We start from the raw sequence: 15,996 nt of genomic DNA, 5'->3' as shown, positions 1-15,996 counted from the left end.
GGTTTTAGTTGGGGTAGCTTTTGGGCAGGAATGCCCTAGCGCTTCAGGAAATCCTGGCCAGCCAAAGAACGACGCGCCACCTCACCGGACTCCGGAGAAACCACCGTCGTCTGAGCCACCGCATACTCGGTCGCCGGCGCCGGCGAACCATCGGGCAGGAAGTCGCCGCCATCAACCGCACGCAAAGGCGCCTGCGGGTCAACGCCGCGCTTAATCACAGCCAGAGCGATCGGGCCCGCCTCATGATGCAATGCCACAGAGGTAATATGACCGACCGGGCGTGACTTACCCTCCACAAACAGCTCGCTACCTGCCGCGGGTAGGGTGTGCTCCGAACCGTCGATATCCAAGAACACCAGGCGGCGCGGCGGGCGACCCAGGTTATGCACGCGAGCCACCGTCTCCTGGCCCTTGTAGCAACCCTTATCAAAATGCACCGCGGTGCGGGTGTAATCCAGCTCCTGGGGGATCGTCTTATCGTCTGCCTCGGTACCGTAGCGCGGGCGCCACGCCTCAATACGCAGAGCCTCCGCAGCCCACAGACCCGCAAAACGCGCGTCCGCAGATTCAGCCAGGGCGGGCAGAGCAGAACGCGGCACAATGCTCAAGAAACGCACATAGTCCGCGCCGGGGTGGGCGTCACCCGCCTCATCGTAACGGTAGCTACCCGGTGCAGGAGTATGCCAGGGGTCCTCCCACACCAGCGGCTTGCCCTCAGCGAGCGCCGGATGCACCGAACCGTCCTGCAGGATCGGGTTGCGAGCGCTCTCCAGCACGGCGTATTTGTCGCTGAGGTTCTGCACCTCAACGCGCATCATGAACTTCATGCGGTTCAGGTAATCGGTCAGCGGCTGAGCCTGGTAGCCCTCCACAATCAGCCAGAGCGCCTCGCCATCTTCAATCGCTGCGGGGGCATACTCCACGCGGCCCTGAGGTGAAAGCAGCAGGAACTCACGGCTCTCCCCGGCGGTCATGCCGGTCAGAATCTGCGAGGCGATGGAGGTCAGCCAGGTCTGGCGGTCCGCACCCTCAACACGCACCACGCCCAGGGAAGAGCGGTCCACCAACACCAGCGGCTCCTCCGCACCGGCGGAGCGATCAAAGCTGAGGGAACGCTGTTCCAGCATGGGGTTACCGTAATGTGCGGCGACGCCGGCATCCAGCCCGGAGGCGGCAAAAGCACCATGCAGGCCCAGCAGGGGGCTCGCCGGGCGGGCGGCATCAGACTGGGGTACCTCAGCCTGAGGCGCTTCAAGCGAAGATTCAGTCACGGAAGGTGTACCTTTCACGCAAAGAGTCTGCCCCGCCGACCGGCGGGGCAGACACAAGTTAGTTATTAGGCGGTGGGCTCGGAGCCGGGCTCGCCGGTGGGCTCTTCGCCATCCAGGGAACCGAACATCGAGGTGCCCAGGGAGTCACCGGTCATCGACGAGGTCTTACGCAGCTCAGCGGAAGCGTGCTTGTGCAGCTTACCCTCGGCGTCTGCGACCTCCCAGTCCCACATGAGGTTGCCGTTGACCAGGCCCCACAGGCGCACGGAGCCTGCGTATTCGTGGGAGATGTCGTCGCGCAGCAGGTTACCGGTCTGCATGCGGATGACCGGACCCTTAACCATGCCCACGTAGTTTTCGCTAATGCCGCCGGGGTGCGCGATGGTTGCGAGCAGCGAGAAGCCGTCGTCGGCATTGCGGAGAGTCTCTACGCTTGCCGCGTCAGCGAAGGCGGGAACAACGTCCTTGGGGACAATGCCGAAGCCGCCGTCAGCGTCGGTCAGGGGGCGGTCAATCTGCCAGAAGCCGGTCTCAACGGTGATGGGGCGCAGCTTCTGACCCTCGTCATCGAGCAGGAAAGACTCAGCGCGGTATTCAATGAAGGGCAGGCCGTCCTGCTCAAAAGTAATAATCTGGCCGAAGGGGGTGTTTTCCTGGCCTTCGTACCACATGGTTCCGGTGCCTTCCCAGGTACCAAGCAGCCATGCGAAGGGAACAAGTTCAGGGGTTAGGTTGGTAGGGATTTCAATAGCCATACCCTCTATTTTAGTACCCGAGCGTAAAAACGGCACCCTGTTCGTTCGCCCTCGGCGCGGGATAGCTCCCCGTCCACGCCCGGCATCAGACATATAGAAAACCCCCAACCGGAGGGGACCGGGTGGGGGTTCACGCCGTCATTGGCGAGGCGGTACGAACCGTACGACCGCCTAAAGCCCTGTGTGGGCGATGCTTCTGCTCTGTGCGGGAAGACTACTTCTGACCGCTGAACAGGCCACGCAACACTGCGAATGCACCGATACCGATGCACACGGAGATGATAGCCATCAGCGACATGAAGAGAGCTTCAAGAGCCATAAGATTGTTTTCCATGCCTTAAACCTACCACAGACCCACCCCGAAAGGGCGCAGAATCAGCGACAGAAACATAGTGGACAGCACGATTCCCAACAGGCATACGCTCCGCCCGGCACCAGCAAAATAATAGCCCCGCAGAATCCGGGTAGGCGCCTCATCATATCCAGCTGAGAAGCCCGTACGAACAGTCCGGAATACGATATTCGGCCCGGTCTACACCGGCGCCCACAGCCGCGTCACAGCCTGGCGAGTACACTAGAAAGAGCCCAAAAGTTTTACACGGGAAATATATGGGAAAGGAGAGGGTGTGTACCGTATTGCGCTTCTGAGCGATACCGCCGCGCAGGATATGATCCCCTCGCTGAGCCTGCTCAGCCACAAGGTACACGTCTTCCCCCTCGACACCGCCCACACCGCCCTCGAATCCGAGACCTTCGACCTGCTCATGGTCGACGCCCGCACCGCCCTCGTCAAGGCACGCCAATGCGCCCAGCTGTTGCGCGCAGCCGGTGTGCAGTTGCCGCTCATCGCGCTCCTGAACGAAGGCGGCATGGCGGCGGTTGCTGCCTCCTGGCATGTGGACGATATCGTCTCTGACCAGGCGTCCCCCTCCGAAATGGATGCCCGCCTGCGCCTCGCCATCAAAAGCGACGCAGCCACGGAAGAAGAAAGCTCGGAAGAGCGCATCGTGCGCGCAGGCAACCTTGTCATTGACACTCAGGCGTACTCGGCGCACCTCTCCGGCACCGCACTGAACCTGACCTTCAAAGAGTTTGAACTACTCAAGTTCATGGCTCAGCACCCCGGACGCGTCTTCTCCCGCGCCCAGCTGCTCTCTGAAGTGTGGGGTTACGACTCCTACTACGGCGGCACCCGCACCGTGGACGTGCACGTGCGTCGTCTGCGTTCCAAGCTCGGCACCGAGTACGAACAGATGATCTCGACCGTGCGTAACGTGGGCTATTCCTTCAACAGCACCCGCTAGATTTTGCGGTACCAACCGCTGTTTTGGTGTGCCCGTTCTCGGGTAGACTCGCCGCTGAACCAGGTACCAGAGTGTGTAAATGTTCCGGTTCTTGTCATATTCGCCCAAGACGAAGAGCAAACTCTTCAAAGAGCAATCATCCCCGGTAGAGTTGAATCAGAAGGCTACGAAAGAAGGCGATGATGGTACACAGTCAGACACCCAATCCCTCCACCCTGCCCGCTGAAAGCTCCCTTGTTTACGCGGAACCGCAGCTCACCGAAGAGCTGCTGGAACGATTCGATTCCTTTGCCCAGGCGGTTGCCAAGCACGACGGCGTTTCGGCGTTCTCCGAGCAGACCCGCATCGAGCTGAGCAAGGCGCTACGCGAAAGCACCCTCACCCCTCCGCGTTTCTTTGTCGCCGAGGACAACGGCACCCTCGCTGCTGTCTTCGTGGCTCTCACCCCCGCACATGACGAAGATACCGGCGTGATTGAGGCAGCCGTCGCCCCCGAATACCGTGGACGAGGCGCAGGTAGCGCGTTCTTCGACCACGCCGTCCGCCAGCTGGGTGAAGACGCCGTACGGTACCGCCTCTGGGTTCACGGCAGCGCCACCGACACCGGTATTGAAAGCCCCGCCCACGCATTCGCGACCCTGCATGGCTTCGAGCCGGTGCGTGTGCTGTACAAGATGGTTCTGCCCCTGGACGCTCAGACCCGCGAAGAGCTCGTGGAACGCTCCGACGCGCGCATTCTGCCGGAAAACCTGCGGATGCGTACCTTTACCGGCGCGGACGAATTCCCCTGGCTTCGCGTGAACGCCGCAGCATTTGCGCACCACCCCGAGCAGGGCAAGCTCACCCTCGCCGACCTACGCGAGCGCACCGGCTCTCCCTGGTTCCGCCCCGAGGGTTTCTTCATTGCCTCCGAGGTTGATGACGATTCTGCGATTGCGGCGTTCACTTGGACAAAGATCCCGACCGGTCAGGAGCAGGGAGAGTTGTCCCCCTCCGGCGAGATTTACGTGGTGGGTGTGAGCCCGCAGGCTCAGGGAGGCGGTTTGGGTCGCACCCTCACTCTGCGCGCGCTGGCATACCTGGCATGCGCTGAGGACGAGAACGGCGAGCCGCTGCGCGCCATCGACCTGTACGTGGACGCCGATAACACCACCGCATACTCCCTCTACACTTCGTTGGGTTTCGGTGTGGCAACGGTTGACCGCATGTACGCCCCCGCACAGCAGGCTGAGCCTGCCGCCTAATTTTGGTGCGCCACAGTTGGCGTGCTTCTTCACGACTTATCCCCGATCAGAAAGGCAAGTACAGTATGGTACCCGCCCCCAATGGCCTGAATAAGGCGCCTAAGCCTAAGCCGTCTGAGCCGGCACCCATGACCGGCGTTATTCACATCGGCCACGATATTTCGAAGATTGAGCGTGCCGAGTCTCGCGGTGACCGCATTGAGAAGGGCGAGAAGCGCTCCTACTTCAGCCTGGAAGAGGAGTTCGGCCCGGAGCGTTTCTTCGACCGTGAAAGCAGCTGGTTGGACTTCAACACCCGCGTGCTGGAGCTGGCGGAGGACCCGAACCTGTTCCTGCTGGAGCGTCTGAACTTCCTGTCGATTGTGGCGTCTAACCTGGACGAGTTCTTCATGGTGCGTGTGGCGGGTCTGAAGCGCCGCATTGCGACCGGTCTGGCGGTTCCTTCGGCGGCGGGCCTGAGCCCCGAGGAGCAGATGGAAGAGATTGCTGAGCGTGCCCATAAGCTGCAGGAGCGCCACGCCGATGTGTTCCACAACCAGGTTCTGCCTGCTCTGGAGGAGCAGAACATCCGCATTGTCGGTTGGGACGACCTGGATGCGGACGCTAAGCAGCGCCTGCGTCAGGAGTTCATGCAGGACATCTTCCCGATTCTGACCCCGCTGGCGGTTGACCCGGCGCACCCCTTCCCCTACATTTCGGGTCTGTCGCTGAACCTTGCGGTGCTGGTGCGTAACCCGCAGACCGGCAAGGAGCTGTTCGCCCGCGTGAAGGTGCCCGATCAGCTGGACCGCATGGTCTCTGTGGATGGTTCCCGCGCCGCTAATACTGCGGGCCGCGAGAGCCGCTACATTGCGCTCGAAGACATCATTGCTGAGCACCTGGACACCCTCTTCCCGGGCATGGAGGTCGTGGAGCACCACGTCTTCCGCGTGACCCGTAACGAGGATCTTGAGGTGGAAGAGGACGATGCAGAGAACCTGCTGAAGGCCCTGGAGAAGGAGCTTCTGCGCCGTCGTTTCGGCCCGCCGGTCCGTCTGGAGGTTGAGGACACCATCAACCCGACCATCCTGGATTTGCTGATTTCTGAGCTGAACATTGACGAGTCCGAGGTGTACCGTCTGCCGGCTCCGCTGGATCTGCGCGGCATGAGTGCGATTGTTCGCGCGAACCGCCCGGCTCTGCACTACCCCAAGCACATTGCGCACACCTCCCGCTGGCTCAACGCCACCGAGACCGCGAAGGCTGCGGACGTTTTCGCTGCCGCACGCGATCACGATGTGCTGCTGCACCACCCGTACGACTCGTTTGCAACCAGTGTGCAGGCGTTCCTAGCTCAGGCTGCCGCTGACCCGCGTGTTCAGGCGATTAAGCAGACCCTGTACCGTACCAGTGGCGATTCCCCCATCGTGGATGCGCTGATTGAGGCGGCTGAGGCAGGCAAGCAGGTTGTGGCGCTGGTCGAGATTAAGGCTCGTTTTGATGAGGAAGCCAACATCTCGTGGGCTCGTAAGCTGGAGCGCGCCGGCGTGCACGTGGTGTACGGCATCGTGGGTCTGAAGACTCACTGCAAGCTGTCGCTGGTGGTGCGCCGCGAGGGTAACCACCTGCGCCGTTACGCGCACATCGGTACCGGTAACTACCACCCGTCGACCGCTCGTTTCTACGAGGATCTGGGCATCATCACCTGCGATGAGCAGATTTGTGAGGACGTCTCCCGCCTGTTCAACCAGCTGTCCGGTTACGCGCCGAAGACCAACTACCAGTCGCTGCTTGTGGCGCCGCGTACTCTGCGTAGCGGCCTGATTGAGTGCATTGATCAGGAGATTGAGAACCACAAGGCGGGCCGCCCGGCGAAGATTCAGATCAAGTGCAACTCCATGGTGGATGAGGCCGTCATCGATTCGCTGTACCGTGCTTCGCAGGCTGGCGTGCCGGTGGATGTGGTGGTTCGCGGTATTTGTGCTCTGCGCCCGGGCGTTAAGGGCCTGAGCGAGAATATTCGCGTCCGTTCGGTGCTGGGTCGTTTCTTGGAGCACTCGCGCGTGTTTGCTTTCGAGAACGGCGGCGATCCGATCGTCTACATTGGTTCTGCCGACATGATGCACCGCAACCTGGACCGCCGTATTGAGGCGCTTGTGCCGGTGAAGGATCCGCGCCACGTGAAGTACCTGCGTGATATGTTCACCATCTACATGAGTGATTCTTCGCGTACCTGGCACCTGGATTCTGAGGGCAACTGGACCCGCCACGACACCGATGATCAGGGCAACCCGCTGCAGGACGTGCAGTCGTACTACCTGAGCTCGCGTTCCCGTAAGAACGTGGTCGATAAGGTCTAAGGCTGTGCCGCTGACCTAGCGGTGATTTCTGGTCGTGAACCCCGTCTGTTCTCGCGCTTTATGGCGTGGGGCAGGCGGGGTTTTCCGCGTGTCGTGCAAAAACGTGCGGTGGACTAGTGCACTTAGCGCAAAAGTGAACAACAGGTTACGTTGAGATTACAACTTGACCGTTCTCTCGCCTACAATTAGACACGGAGCATGGTGCCCTCTGGCATTGTGCACAAGCCTAGCGAAGAGGTTCAGAGAGAGATATGGCACCGCTGGATTCCCCCTCCATCTACTACTCGGCACGACGTTTTGACGCGGTCAACAGCATTGACCGTTCCCCCGCAAACACTGCGGATATTGTTGCTTCTGGCGCACTGATTTGGCGCATGCGCGACGGTGCGCTTGAGGTCCTGATCATTCACCGCCCCCGTTATGATGACTGGTCCTGGCCTAAGGGCAAGCAGGATCCCGGCGAGTCCCTGGCTGAGACTGCTATTCGTGAGATTCGCGAAGAGGTCGGCCTGCAGGTTGTTCTGGGTGTGCCCCTGGCGGTGACTTCCTACCCGGTGGGTGGCCGCCCTAAGGATGTTTTCTACTGGTCCGCTGAGCTTCCCGAGGGTGCCCGCGCCCTGGCGGATGAGGGTGAAGTGGATGAGCTGCGCTGGGTATCCACCGAGGTTGCTCGCGCCCTGCTGACCAACGAGGACGACCTGGCTCCTCTGGAGTCCCTGGAGGCTCTCGCGGAGGCGGACGCGTTGCGCACCCGCCCGATTCTCATTGCCCGCCACGCGAAGGCGAAGCCTCGTTCGAGCTGGGCTGCGGCTGAGGATGACCGCCCGCTGGCGGCTACCGGTAAGCGTCAGGCGTTGGCTTCTAGCCGTCTCTTTGCGGCGTGGGCTCCGAGCCGCATTATTTCTTCCCCGTGGCTGCGTTGCGTTCAGACCGTGACCCCGTATTCGGTGGATTACGGTGTTTCGGTAAAGGAGAAGAAGTCCCTGTCGGAGGCTGGGGCTCAGCGTCACCCGGCGCGTACTGCCCGCGTGGTGGCGTCGCTGTTCGATAAGGACTCTTCATCACTGCTGTGCACCCACCGCCCGGTACTGCCGCAGGTGATGGATGTTCTGCGCGAGTACCTGTTTGAGGGTTCCGCGGAGGTCCTTCCGACTGAGGACCCGTACCTGGAGCCCGGCGATGCCCTGGTCCTGCAGGTGACCGAGGGCGATGACCCGCGTATTGTCTCGGTGGAGCGTGTACGCGCGGCTCTGGACTAGGTTCTAGGCTAGATTTTTATCTTTTCATAGCGAGCGCGCTGGGCTTTATGCTCAGCGTGTTTGCTCTACCTGCACCCCGTTTGCGGGTTTTACAATAGAGGGGCGGTTGCTTCTTTGCCGCCTCTCACGTCTACTGACAGGATTCAAGGTTTTTCTTATGACTCACGCAATCCCCACGCCCTATGAAGATCTTCTGCGCGAAATCCTCGAGGAGAACAAGGACGCCATTGCGGCGGATGCGCAGCGTTCCGACCGTACCGGCACCGGCACCTTCGGTGTTTTTGGCCGTCAGATGCGTTTTGATCTGCGTGAGTCGTTCCCGCTGATTACCACCAAGCGTGTGCACTTCAAGTCGGTTGCTATTGAGCTGCTGTGGTTCTTGCGCGGTTCGTCGAATGTGCGTTGGTTGCAGGAACGCGGTGTGACCATTTGGGATGAGTGGGCTGACGAGAACGGCGATTTGGGTCCGGTGTACGGCGTGCAGTGGCGTTCGTGGCCGACCCCCGATGGCGGCACGATTGACCAGATTGCGAAGGTCATTGAGTCGCTCAAGAACAACCCGAGCTCTCGCCGCCATATTGTTTCGGCATGGAACCCTGCCGAGGTGGATAGCATGGCGCTTCCGCCCTGCCACGCACTGTTCCAGTTCTACGTGCACGAGCGTGCGGACGGTGTGAAGGAGCTGTCTTGCCAGCTGTACCAGCGTAGTGCTGACATGTTCCTGGGCGTGCCCTTCAATATCGCCTCGTACGCACTGCTGACCTACCTGATCGCCGAAGAGGTCGGGATGGTGCCGGGCGAGTTCGTGTGGACCGGCGGCGACTGCCACATCTACTCGAACCACCTGGAGCAGGTGAAGAAGCAGCTGGGCTACGGCACCGACCCGGAGGGTAACCCCTACCCGCCGCGCGAACCTTACCCGTACCCGAAGCTGGTTATTAAGACCAAGAAGCCTTCTATTTTCGATTACGAGTACGAAGACTTTGAGCTGGTGGATTACAAGCACCACCCCGGTATTACCGCCCCGATTGCGGTCTAACTGCAGGTAGTTTTAGGAGGCATGATGTATCGTCTGGGCGCTATTTGGACTCAAACCGATGCCGGCATCATTGGTCGTGACGGGGATATGCCCTGGCGCGCCCCGGAGGATTTGGCGCATTTCAAGAAGGTGACCCTGGGTGCTCCGGTGATTATGGGTCGCCGCACGTGGGAGTCGTTACCGCCGCGTTTTCGCCCCCTGCCGGGCCGTACGAATATTGTGATTAGCCGTTCGGTGACCGAGGCGGAAGAACGCGATGGTGCCCTGTGGGTTCCTTCGCTGGATGCGGCGTTGTACGCGGCTCGTGACGCCGCGGGCGCACCGATTGAGGATACCCCCGCAGATACCGCCGCGGTTGACGCCTGGATTATTGGCGGCGGCTCCGTGTACGCGGAGGCGCTCTCCCGCACCGACCTGCCCACCTTCGGTCGGGTGGAGACGGTGGAGCGGACCCTCTTCTACTGCCAGGAAGGCAACGAGATTACCGGCGATACGCGAGCGCCCGAACTGCAGCTTGCAAATTCTGCGGGCAGTTGCGAGGGCAGCTCACCGAACGGGTGCTGGCGAGTCACCTCCGAGAGTGCATGGGAGAATAGCGAGAAGGGTTACCTGCTCGATGAGTCGGGCACGAAGAACCCCATGTACTTCTCGTTCCAGCGGCTCGAACGTATCTAGTTCAAGCTTCCCTCGTTCACTCGCTGATATAGACATGCATTTCAAGCCTGCGGCTGCTCCACCCGGAGTACCGCGGGCTTGAGTGTTTAATGCGCCTCCCGGTGCCCCGGTAATAAGCCCCGCCTCTTCACACGGTATTCCGTTCCGAATATCAGATTTTTTGTACGGTGTTAGTCCACACCCGCCAGCCTGAGAGTACACTGGGAACCATGAACTTTAATCCCGGTGACTCTGTAGGTTTTGTTGGCTGGCGCGGCATGGTGGGCTCCGTCCTCATGAAGCGCATGGTTGAGGAAGGCGACTTCGAGGGCATTACCCCCGTCTTCTTCACCACCTCTAATGTTGGTGGCGCTGCGCCCACCTTCGACGGCGTAATTGAGCCGTCCGAGCTGAAGGACGCATACGACATTGACGAGCTGCGTAAGCACTCGATTATTGTGACCGCTCAGGGCGGTGGCTACACCGAGGCTGTCCACCCGAAGCTGCGCGCAGCTGGCTGGGACGGCCTGTGGATTGACGCCGCTTCCACCCTGCGTATGAACGATGACTCCATCATCGTGCTGGACCCCATTAACCGCGACGTCATCGACCGCGGCCTGGCATCCGGCGTGAAGGACTTCGTCGGCGGCAACTGCACCGTCTCCTGCCTGCTGATGGGCCTGGGCGGCCTCTTCAAGAACGACCTGGTCGAGTGGGCAACCTCCATGACCTACCAGGCAGCATCCGGCGGCGGCGCACGCCACATGCGTGAGGTGCTCACACAGTTCCGCGACCTGGGCAACGAGGTCTCCGAGGAGCTGAGCGACCCCGCATCCGCAATCCTGGATATTGACCGCAAGGTCCTGGCTAAGCAGCGTTCCGGCGAGCTGGATTCCTCCCAGTTCGGTGTGCCGCTCTCCGGCTCCCTGATTCCCTGGATTGACTCCGACCTGGGTAACGGCCAGTCCCGCGAAGAGTGGAAGGCTGAGGTCGAGACCAACAAGATTCTGGGCCGCCCCGAAGACGACAAGATCACCATGGACGGCCTGTGCGTCCGTATCGCTGCAATGCGCTCGCACTCTCAGGCGCTGACCATCAAGCTCAAGAAGGACCTGCCGCTGGAGGAGATCGAGCGCATCATCGCCGAGGATAACCCCTGGGTTCGCTTCGTGCCGAACGAGCGTGAGGCGTCCATGGAGCAGCTGACCCCCGTGGCTGCTTCCGGTTCTCTGGAGATTCCGGTCGGCCGCGTACGTAAGCTCGCTATGGGCCCCGAGTACATTAGCGCGTTCACCGTGGGTGACCAGCTGCTGTGGGGTGCTGCTGAGCCGATTCGCCGTATGCTGCAGATTGCTATTGGCAAGCTCTAAAGCTCACTGACAAGCCTATATAAAAGCCCTCGCTACCATCCTTATCGGATGGGAGCGAGGGCTTCTGTGTCTAGGTATAGCTTATGCGGGCTTAGCGATGGTTCTCGGCGGCGGCTTTGCGTTCTGCCTTACGTGCGGCTTTGCGCTCTTTGCGCTGCTGTCGCCAGGCACAGTAGCGGTACCAGGCGGTGAGCACCACGTGCTTCATGAAAATATTGGCGCGGCGTGCCCAGGTGAATTCGGTACCCCAAATGCCCAGGCCTATGAAGATGAACAGCCAGCCGGGGCCGGGGGTGACGAGCATAATCAGTCCGGCAATAAAGCAGAAGGCACCCACACCGATCACGAGGGGCTTGTAGAGATGACGCATGACCGGATGCGCGTGCATGCGCTCCTTACGGGCTTCGAGCCAGCGGTGAAAGCGACTGGTTTCGCTTTCCTTGACTTCATCTTCAATGGTTTTCAGGGGTGTTCCTTCCAAACGTGCCGTAGGTGAGTTTCACCGGGCGGCGGTGGTTAGAGAATAGCACCCGCCGCTGGGTGGGTGCTGTGAAAGATTTCTTCATGTTGAGATTTTTTCGTCATTTCAAAGTTTTTTCGTTTCAATAGTGTTCAAGTCGAAAGTACCTTTATACACTGTAAGGGAACAATTCACCCGGCACTTGTGCCTAAACACTAAGGAAGCGACCCACTACCGTGTCCTCCTCACGTCCCGCATCGACGGACTCACACCGCACCAACGCCGCTGCGCCCGCCAGCACCACTGCACCCACCGCGGAACGCACGGCACCTCCCACGCTCAATGAGCGCCTCGAAAATCTCCCCTTCACCCGCGCCCACGGCAAGCTCCTGGGCATCTCGGGTCTCGGCTGGGCACTCGACGCCATGGACGTCGGCCTCATCTCCTTCGTCATGGCAGCCCTCATCAAGGAATGGCATCTGAGCCCCACCGAAGCCTCCTGGCTCGGTTCCATCGGCTTCGCCGGCATGGCGCTCGGCGCAACCTTCGGCGGTCTGCTCGCCGATAAGCTCGGCCGCCGCTACATCTTCGCGCTCACCCTGCTGATTTACGGTCTGGCAACCGGCGCCTCCGCGCTTGCCACCTCCCTGGGTGTACTGCTTATCTTCCGCTTCCTGGTCGGTCTGGGCCTGGGCGCGGAACTGCCGGTGGCGTCCACCCTGATTTCTGAGTTCTCGCCGCGCGCTATCCGTGGCCGCGTTGTGGTCGCTCTTGAGGCGTTCTGGGCTGTCGGCTGGATTCTCGCCGCGCTCATCGGTACTTTCGTTGTTCCGCAGGCGAACGGCTGGCGCTGGGCGCTTGCTATCGGTCTGATTCCCGCCATCTACTCGCTGGTGATTCGCCTGGGAACCCCCGAGTCCGTACGCTTCCTGGAATCCGTCGGCAAGCACGATGATGCGCGCCGCGTCGTTGAGCGTTTTGAGGCGTCCCCAGCTCTCTTCCCCAACGCTAAGAAGGCCGAGGACTCCGCGGAGCACGGCGCCGTAGAAAGCGCCGACAACGCCGAGTCCGCCAAGGTCCACTCCATCTGGGCTGCTGGTCAGCGCCGCAAGACCATCGCCCTGTGCGTCATCTGGTTCTGCATCAACCTCTCCTACTACGGCGCGTTCATCTGGATTCCGACTCTGCTGAGTGCCCAGGGCTTCAGCCTCGTCAAGTCCTTCGCGTTCACCCTCATCATGACCCTCGCCCAGCTGCCCGGCTACGCGGTCGCCGCCTACCTCATCGAAAAGTGGGGCCGCCGCGCAACCCTCGCCGCGTTCCTGCTCGGCTCCGCCCTCGCAGCGGCTGGCTACGGTATGGCGCACACCGAGGTATTCATCATCCTCGCCGGATGCTTGCTCTCCTTCTTCAACCTCGGTGCGTGGGGCGCCCTCTACGCTCTGAGCCCGGAAATCTTCCCGACCCACCTGCGCGGAACCGGCACCGGTGCCGCCGCCGGTATTGGTCGTATCGCCTCCATCGCGGCGCCGCTCATTGTGCCGCCGCTGGTCGCATTCGGCGGAACCCCGCTGCTCTTTACGCTCTTCTCCACCGCGTTCCTGGTAGCGGCAACCACCGTGTTCCTGCTGCCTGAGCGCCGCGGCGAGTCTCTCTAAACGAGCCGCCCACCCTACACGATGAGCTGTCCCCTCTGAACGCTCTTTCCGAGCCGTCAGAAGGGGCAGCTCATTTGTCATAAAAGCCGCATATCCATGCGCTAAAACCTCAAACTATGAGAGGATACGTTCTATGCTCGATTCCTTCCTCTCCAGCCCCTACCACACGGAGTTCAACCCCTGGCCCGTCAGCGAACACTACGCCGCCGAACGCGCTGGTGGTGTGCCCGAAGCCATGCTGCTACCGGGAGAACTCACCGTGCACCGTAGCGACGGGGCACGAATGAGCTACTACCTGGACTGGCCCGAGGAATTCACCGAATACACCCGAGCCGTTCCCCTGCGCCCGCGTAGCAAGAACGGCTACCCGCAGGACTTCACGCTCAGCGTCACCGTGCGCGACGGCCAGGCTGTCTTCGCCGCAACCGCCCTCAGCTTCTGGGAGCAGCGCGACGGCCGCCCCTACGACCGTGAACCTATCGCCCGCGGCTACGTGGATGTGGCCTCCTACGAATCCTGCGAGGAGTACGCAGGCAATTCCGCAGCCCTCATCGGCTGGGATATCGCCGACCTCTATCCGGCACGCATGGCGCTCATCCGCGCCCTCTGCGAAGGAATCGCCAGCAGCATCACCAAGGGTACCCGAATCCTCGCAGACGGTGAGGTGCAGATCGACCACAAGGACGGGGATCTGCTCGCCCTACACGTGAACGCGGTCAGCACCGTAGGTGGCATGGTTCGAGCCCTCGTCATCGAGCAGGATCGTGTGCCCAGCGGCGTGTCTACCGACGCTTCGGAGCGTACCGACCTGCAGGCGCGCGCCTACTACGCTAATGTGCTTTCCCCCGTTCCCAGCGAGTTCGGCAACATTGTCTGGTCCCACAGCGAGGACGCGGAATACTACCCGTACCGTCCCACGCGCCACAAGCCGATTTTCCACGCCCCCTGCCCGCCTCAGAAGCTTCCCCTAGCGATTCAGGTGCTGATGGAGCACCTTCCTGCCGCTCCGCTGGCTACAACGCGCACAGCACCCAAGCGCAGGCCTTACCTGCCGGGGCAGGCGCGTATCTCCTCCCCTCGCCACTAGCTACGGCGAGTCAATAAAACGCTTCGGGCGGTCTCTGTAGCAGAGACCGCCCGAAGCGTTTATTCTATGCGCTCTCGCGCTACGAGAGACGAGAAGTTTAGCGTTTAGATTTCGCCGTTGACCACGACGGGCTCGGGTACGAGGGTTACACCGAAGCGCTCGCGCACGCCGTCACGCACGGCGCGGGCAATCGCGAAGATGTCCTCAGCGGATGCGCCGCCGCGGTTCGTAATCGCCAGGGTGTGCTTGGTCGACAGGCTCGCGCGGCCCTGGGCGATTTCGCGGGAGTCGCCCTCCAGGCCGAAGCCCTTATCGAAGCCTGCGTGCTGAATCAGCCATGCAGCCGAAAGCTTCACGCAATCGGGGTCCTCAACGCCCGCGGTGAACGGGGAAGTCTTCACAACCACCGGGAAGTTCGGGGCGCCCTCGGGCAGGGACTCCAGGGTCGAGCGGGGCACGATCGGGTTGGTGAAGAAGGAACCGGTCGAGAAGGTGTCACGATCCTCGGGGTTGAGCACCATGCCCTTGGAGCCGCGCAGCTGAAGCACCTTTTCACGGACCAGCGCAGAGTCGGCGCGCTCGCCGGGCTCAACACCCAGGCTCTTCGCCAGCTCGGCGTAGCGAATCGGGGAGGAGAGGTTGCCGAGGGTGAACTGGAAATCAACGGTCAGCACCACGTAGCGGGGCGAGCCGTTGACGGTTGCGCGCTTGAGCACCGAGTCGCGGTAGCCGAATCGCAGGTCTGCGCTCGCGAAGGTCTTCTGGGTGTTCTTTTCGCGGTCCCAGGTGCGAACCGAGGCGATGAACTCGCCCACCTCAACGCCGTATGCGCCCACGTTCTGCACGGGGGTTGCCCCCACGGTACCGGGAATGCCGGAGAGGGCTGCGGGGCCGACCCATTCGTTCTCAATGCTGAGCTTCACGAAGTCGTCCCAGATGGTGCCCGCCTGCACGCGCACATTCGCGCCACCGCATGCGGGGATGGGCAGCACCTCTACGCCTTCGGAGGCGATGTGCACGACGGTTCCGTTGAAGCCTTCGTCGGAAACCAGCAGGTTGGAGCCGCCGCCCACGATGAGGACGGGTTCGCCTGCGGCGTCTGCAGCGGAGACTGCTTCGATAATTTCTGCTTCGGTGGTGGCGCGGACGTAGGTCTTAGCGGGGCCGCCTACCTGGGCGGTGGTCAGTTCGCTCAACAGCTTTTCAGTCATAGGTTAAGAATACCGGTCGTTGTGCGGGGTCAACACCCACCACGCGTTAAAGTCATGAAAACCTTATGGTGATTTTGCCTTCATTTTCCGCCGTACCTTTCTCAGAAAAACGCCACTACCCCGCCGATAAGCGCACGAAAGCGGTGAGCACACAAAAGCCCCGGCACAACCTCAATAGTGAACTGCGCCCCGAAACTTGGACGCATTAAATACTAGCCGCTATGCGGCCTCCTGCAGGGCCTGAACCCGGTACTCTACCGGGGTCAGGCCCTTGAGCTTTACCTGGCGCCTTACCGTATTCCAGTGCATGATATAGGCTTCAAGGTCAGCTTTGAAACTCTCAAA

14 protein-coding genes are annotated in these 15,996 nt (G+C 61.3%); 9 read left to right on the top strand and 5 right to left on the bottom strand.

Annotated features, from left to right (window positions below):
* Positions 1 to 35: 35 nt before the first annotated feature.
* Positions 36 to 1,271, bottom strand: a complete 1,236-nt coding sequence (gene ygfZ / locus AB8E48_RS08330; RefSeq protein WP_368886409.1) for a CAF17-like 4Fe-4S cluster assembly/insertion protein YgfZ — start codon at positions 1,269 to 1,271, stop codon at positions 36 to 38.
* A gap of 65 nt (positions 1,272 to 1,336) precedes the next feature.
* Positions 1,337 to 2,026 (bottom strand): FABP family protein, encoded by a 690-nt coding sequence (locus tag AB8E48_RS08325; protein WP_049349557.1) that lies wholly within the window; start codon positions 2,024 to 2,026, stop codon positions 1,337 to 1,339.
* Positions 2,027 to 2,652: 626 nt separating this feature from the next.
* Between AB8E48_RS08325 and AB8E48_RS08320 the strand changes: the two genes are divergently transcribed.
* The 7 genes from AB8E48_RS08320 (at position 2,653) to asd (ending at position 11,235) form a co-directional block, all read left to right on the top strand.
* A complete protein-coding gene (locus AB8E48_RS08320; RefSeq protein ID WP_368886408.1) occupies positions 2,653 to 3,330 on the top strand; it encodes a winged-helix domain-containing protein in 678 nt (225 codons plus the stop codon).
* 179 nt (positions 3,331 to 3,509) lie between these two features.
* A complete protein-coding gene (gene mshD, locus AB8E48_RS08315; RefSeq protein ID WP_368886407.1) occupies positions 3,510 to 4,574 on the top strand; it encodes a mycothiol synthase in 1,065 nt (354 codons plus the stop codon).
* Between the two features lie 65 nt (positions 4,575 to 4,639).
* Positions 4,640 to 6,913 carry an RNA degradosome polyphosphate kinase gene (locus tag AB8E48_RS08310; RefSeq protein WP_314656926.1) on the top strand — a complete coding sequence of 758 codons (2,274 nt, stop codon included), beginning with the start codon at positions 4,640 to 4,642 and terminating at the stop codon, positions 6,911 to 6,913.
* A 251-nt stretch (positions 6,914 to 7,164) separates the two neighbouring features.
* Positions 7,165 to 8,172 carry an NUDIX hydrolase gene (locus AB8E48_RS08305; RefSeq protein WP_368886406.1) on the top strand — a complete coding sequence of 336 codons (1,008 nt, stop codon included), beginning with the start codon at positions 7,165 to 7,167 and terminating at the stop codon, positions 8,170 to 8,172.
* Positions 8,173 to 8,329: 157 nt separating this feature from the next.
* Positions 8,330 to 9,211 (top strand): thymidylate synthase, encoded by an 882-nt coding sequence (locus tag AB8E48_RS08300; RefSeq protein ID WP_368886405.1) that lies wholly within the window; start codon positions 8,330 to 8,332, stop codon positions 9,209 to 9,211.
* A 24-nt stretch (positions 9,212 to 9,235) separates the two neighbouring features.
* Positions 9,236 to 9,886, top strand: a complete 651-nt coding sequence (locus tag AB8E48_RS08295) for a dihydrofolate reductase (RefSeq protein ID WP_368886411.1) — start codon at positions 9,236 to 9,238, stop codon at positions 9,884 to 9,886.
* A 209-nt stretch (positions 9,887 to 10,095) separates the two neighbouring features.
* A complete protein-coding gene (gene asd / locus AB8E48_RS08290; RefSeq protein WP_368886404.1) occupies positions 10,096 to 11,235 on the top strand; it encodes an aspartate-semialdehyde dehydrogenase in 1,140 nt (379 codons plus the stop codon).
* A gap of 91 nt (positions 11,236 to 11,326) precedes the next feature.
* Here asd and AB8E48_RS08285 read toward each other — a convergent pair whose 3' ends face one another.
* Positions 11,327 to 11,623 (bottom strand): PGPGW domain-containing protein, encoded by a 297-nt coding sequence (locus tag AB8E48_RS08285; RefSeq protein ID WP_296545020.1) that lies wholly within the window; start codon positions 11,621 to 11,623, stop codon positions 11,327 to 11,329.
* Positions 11,624 to 11,931: 308 nt separating this feature from the next.
* On the opposite strand from AB8E48_RS08285, the gene AB8E48_RS08280 reads away from it, so the two are divergent.
* Positions 11,932 to 13,353, top strand: a complete 1,422-nt coding sequence (locus tag AB8E48_RS08280) for an MFS transporter (RefSeq protein ID WP_368886403.1) — start codon at positions 11,932 to 11,934, stop codon at positions 13,351 to 13,353.
* Between the two features lie 133 nt (positions 13,354 to 13,486).
* Positions 13,487 to 14,440: a histidine kinase gene (locus AB8E48_RS08275; RefSeq protein ID WP_368886402.1), complete on the top strand. Its 954-nt coding sequence runs from the start codon at positions 13,487 to 13,489 to the stop codon at positions 14,438 to 14,440.
* 104 nt (positions 14,441 to 14,544) lie between these two features.
* Here AB8E48_RS08275 and AB8E48_RS08270 read toward each other — a convergent pair whose 3' ends face one another.
* Both AB8E48_RS08270 and AB8E48_RS08265 read right to left on the bottom strand, forming a co-directional pair.
* A complete protein-coding gene (locus AB8E48_RS08270) occupies positions 14,545 to 15,651 on the bottom strand; it encodes a UDP-N-acetylmuramate dehydrogenase (RefSeq protein WP_368886401.1) in 1,107 nt (368 codons plus the stop codon).
* A gap of 219 nt (positions 15,652 to 15,870) precedes the next feature.
* Positions 15,871 to 15,996: IS3 family transposase (locus tag AB8E48_RS08265; RefSeq protein ID WP_368886410.1), on the bottom strand; the 126-nt coding region annotated here is incomplete at its 5' end.

This window comes from Rothia mucilaginosa, assembly GCF_964211445.1.
GTDB lineage: Bacteria > Actinomycetota > Actinomycetes > Actinomycetales > Micrococcaceae > Rothia > Rothia mucilaginosa_E.
Note: the sequence above shows the minus strand (reverse complement) of the source record. Positions and strands in the feature narration are given on the sequence as shown.

Bases quoted from the DNA above. Each gene is read 5' to 3' on its own strand.
- AB8E48_RS08325 (WP_049349557.1), bottom strand. From the start codon at position 2,026: ATGGCTATTGAAATCCCTACCAACCTAACCCCTGAACTTGTTCCCTTC.
- mshD (WP_368886407.1), top strand. From the start codon at position 3,510: ATGATGGTACACAGTCAGACACCCAATCCCTCCACCCTGCCCGCTGAA.
- AB8E48_RS08310 (WP_314656926.1), top strand. From the start codon at position 4,640: ATGGTACCCGCCCCCAATGGCCTGAATAAGGCGCCTAAGCCTAAGCCG.
- AB8E48_RS08305 (WP_368886406.1), top strand. From the start codon at position 7,165: ATGGCACCGCTGGATTCCCCCTCCATCTACTACTCGGCACGACGTTTT.
- AB8E48_RS08300 (WP_368886405.1), top strand. From the start codon at position 8,330: ATGACTCACGCAATCCCCACGCCCTATGAAGATCTTCTGCGCGAAATC.
- AB8E48_RS08295 (WP_368886411.1), top strand. From the start codon at position 9,236: ATGTATCGTCTGGGCGCTATTTGGACTCAAACCGATGCCGGCATCATT.
- asd (WP_368886404.1), top strand. From the start codon at position 10,096: ATGAACTTTAATCCCGGTGACTCTGTAGGTTTTGTTGGCTGGCGCGGC.
- AB8E48_RS08285 (WP_296545020.1), bottom strand. From the start codon at position 11,623: ATGCACGCGCATCCGGTCATGCGTCATCTCTACAAGCCCCTCGTGATC.
- AB8E48_RS08275 (WP_368886402.1), top strand. From the start codon at position 13,487: ATGCTCGATTCCTTCCTCTCCAGCCCCTACCACACGGAGTTCAACCCC.
- AB8E48_RS08270 (WP_368886401.1), bottom strand. From the start codon at position 15,651: ATGACTGAAAAGCTGTTGAGCGAACTGACCACCGCCCAGGTAGGCGGC.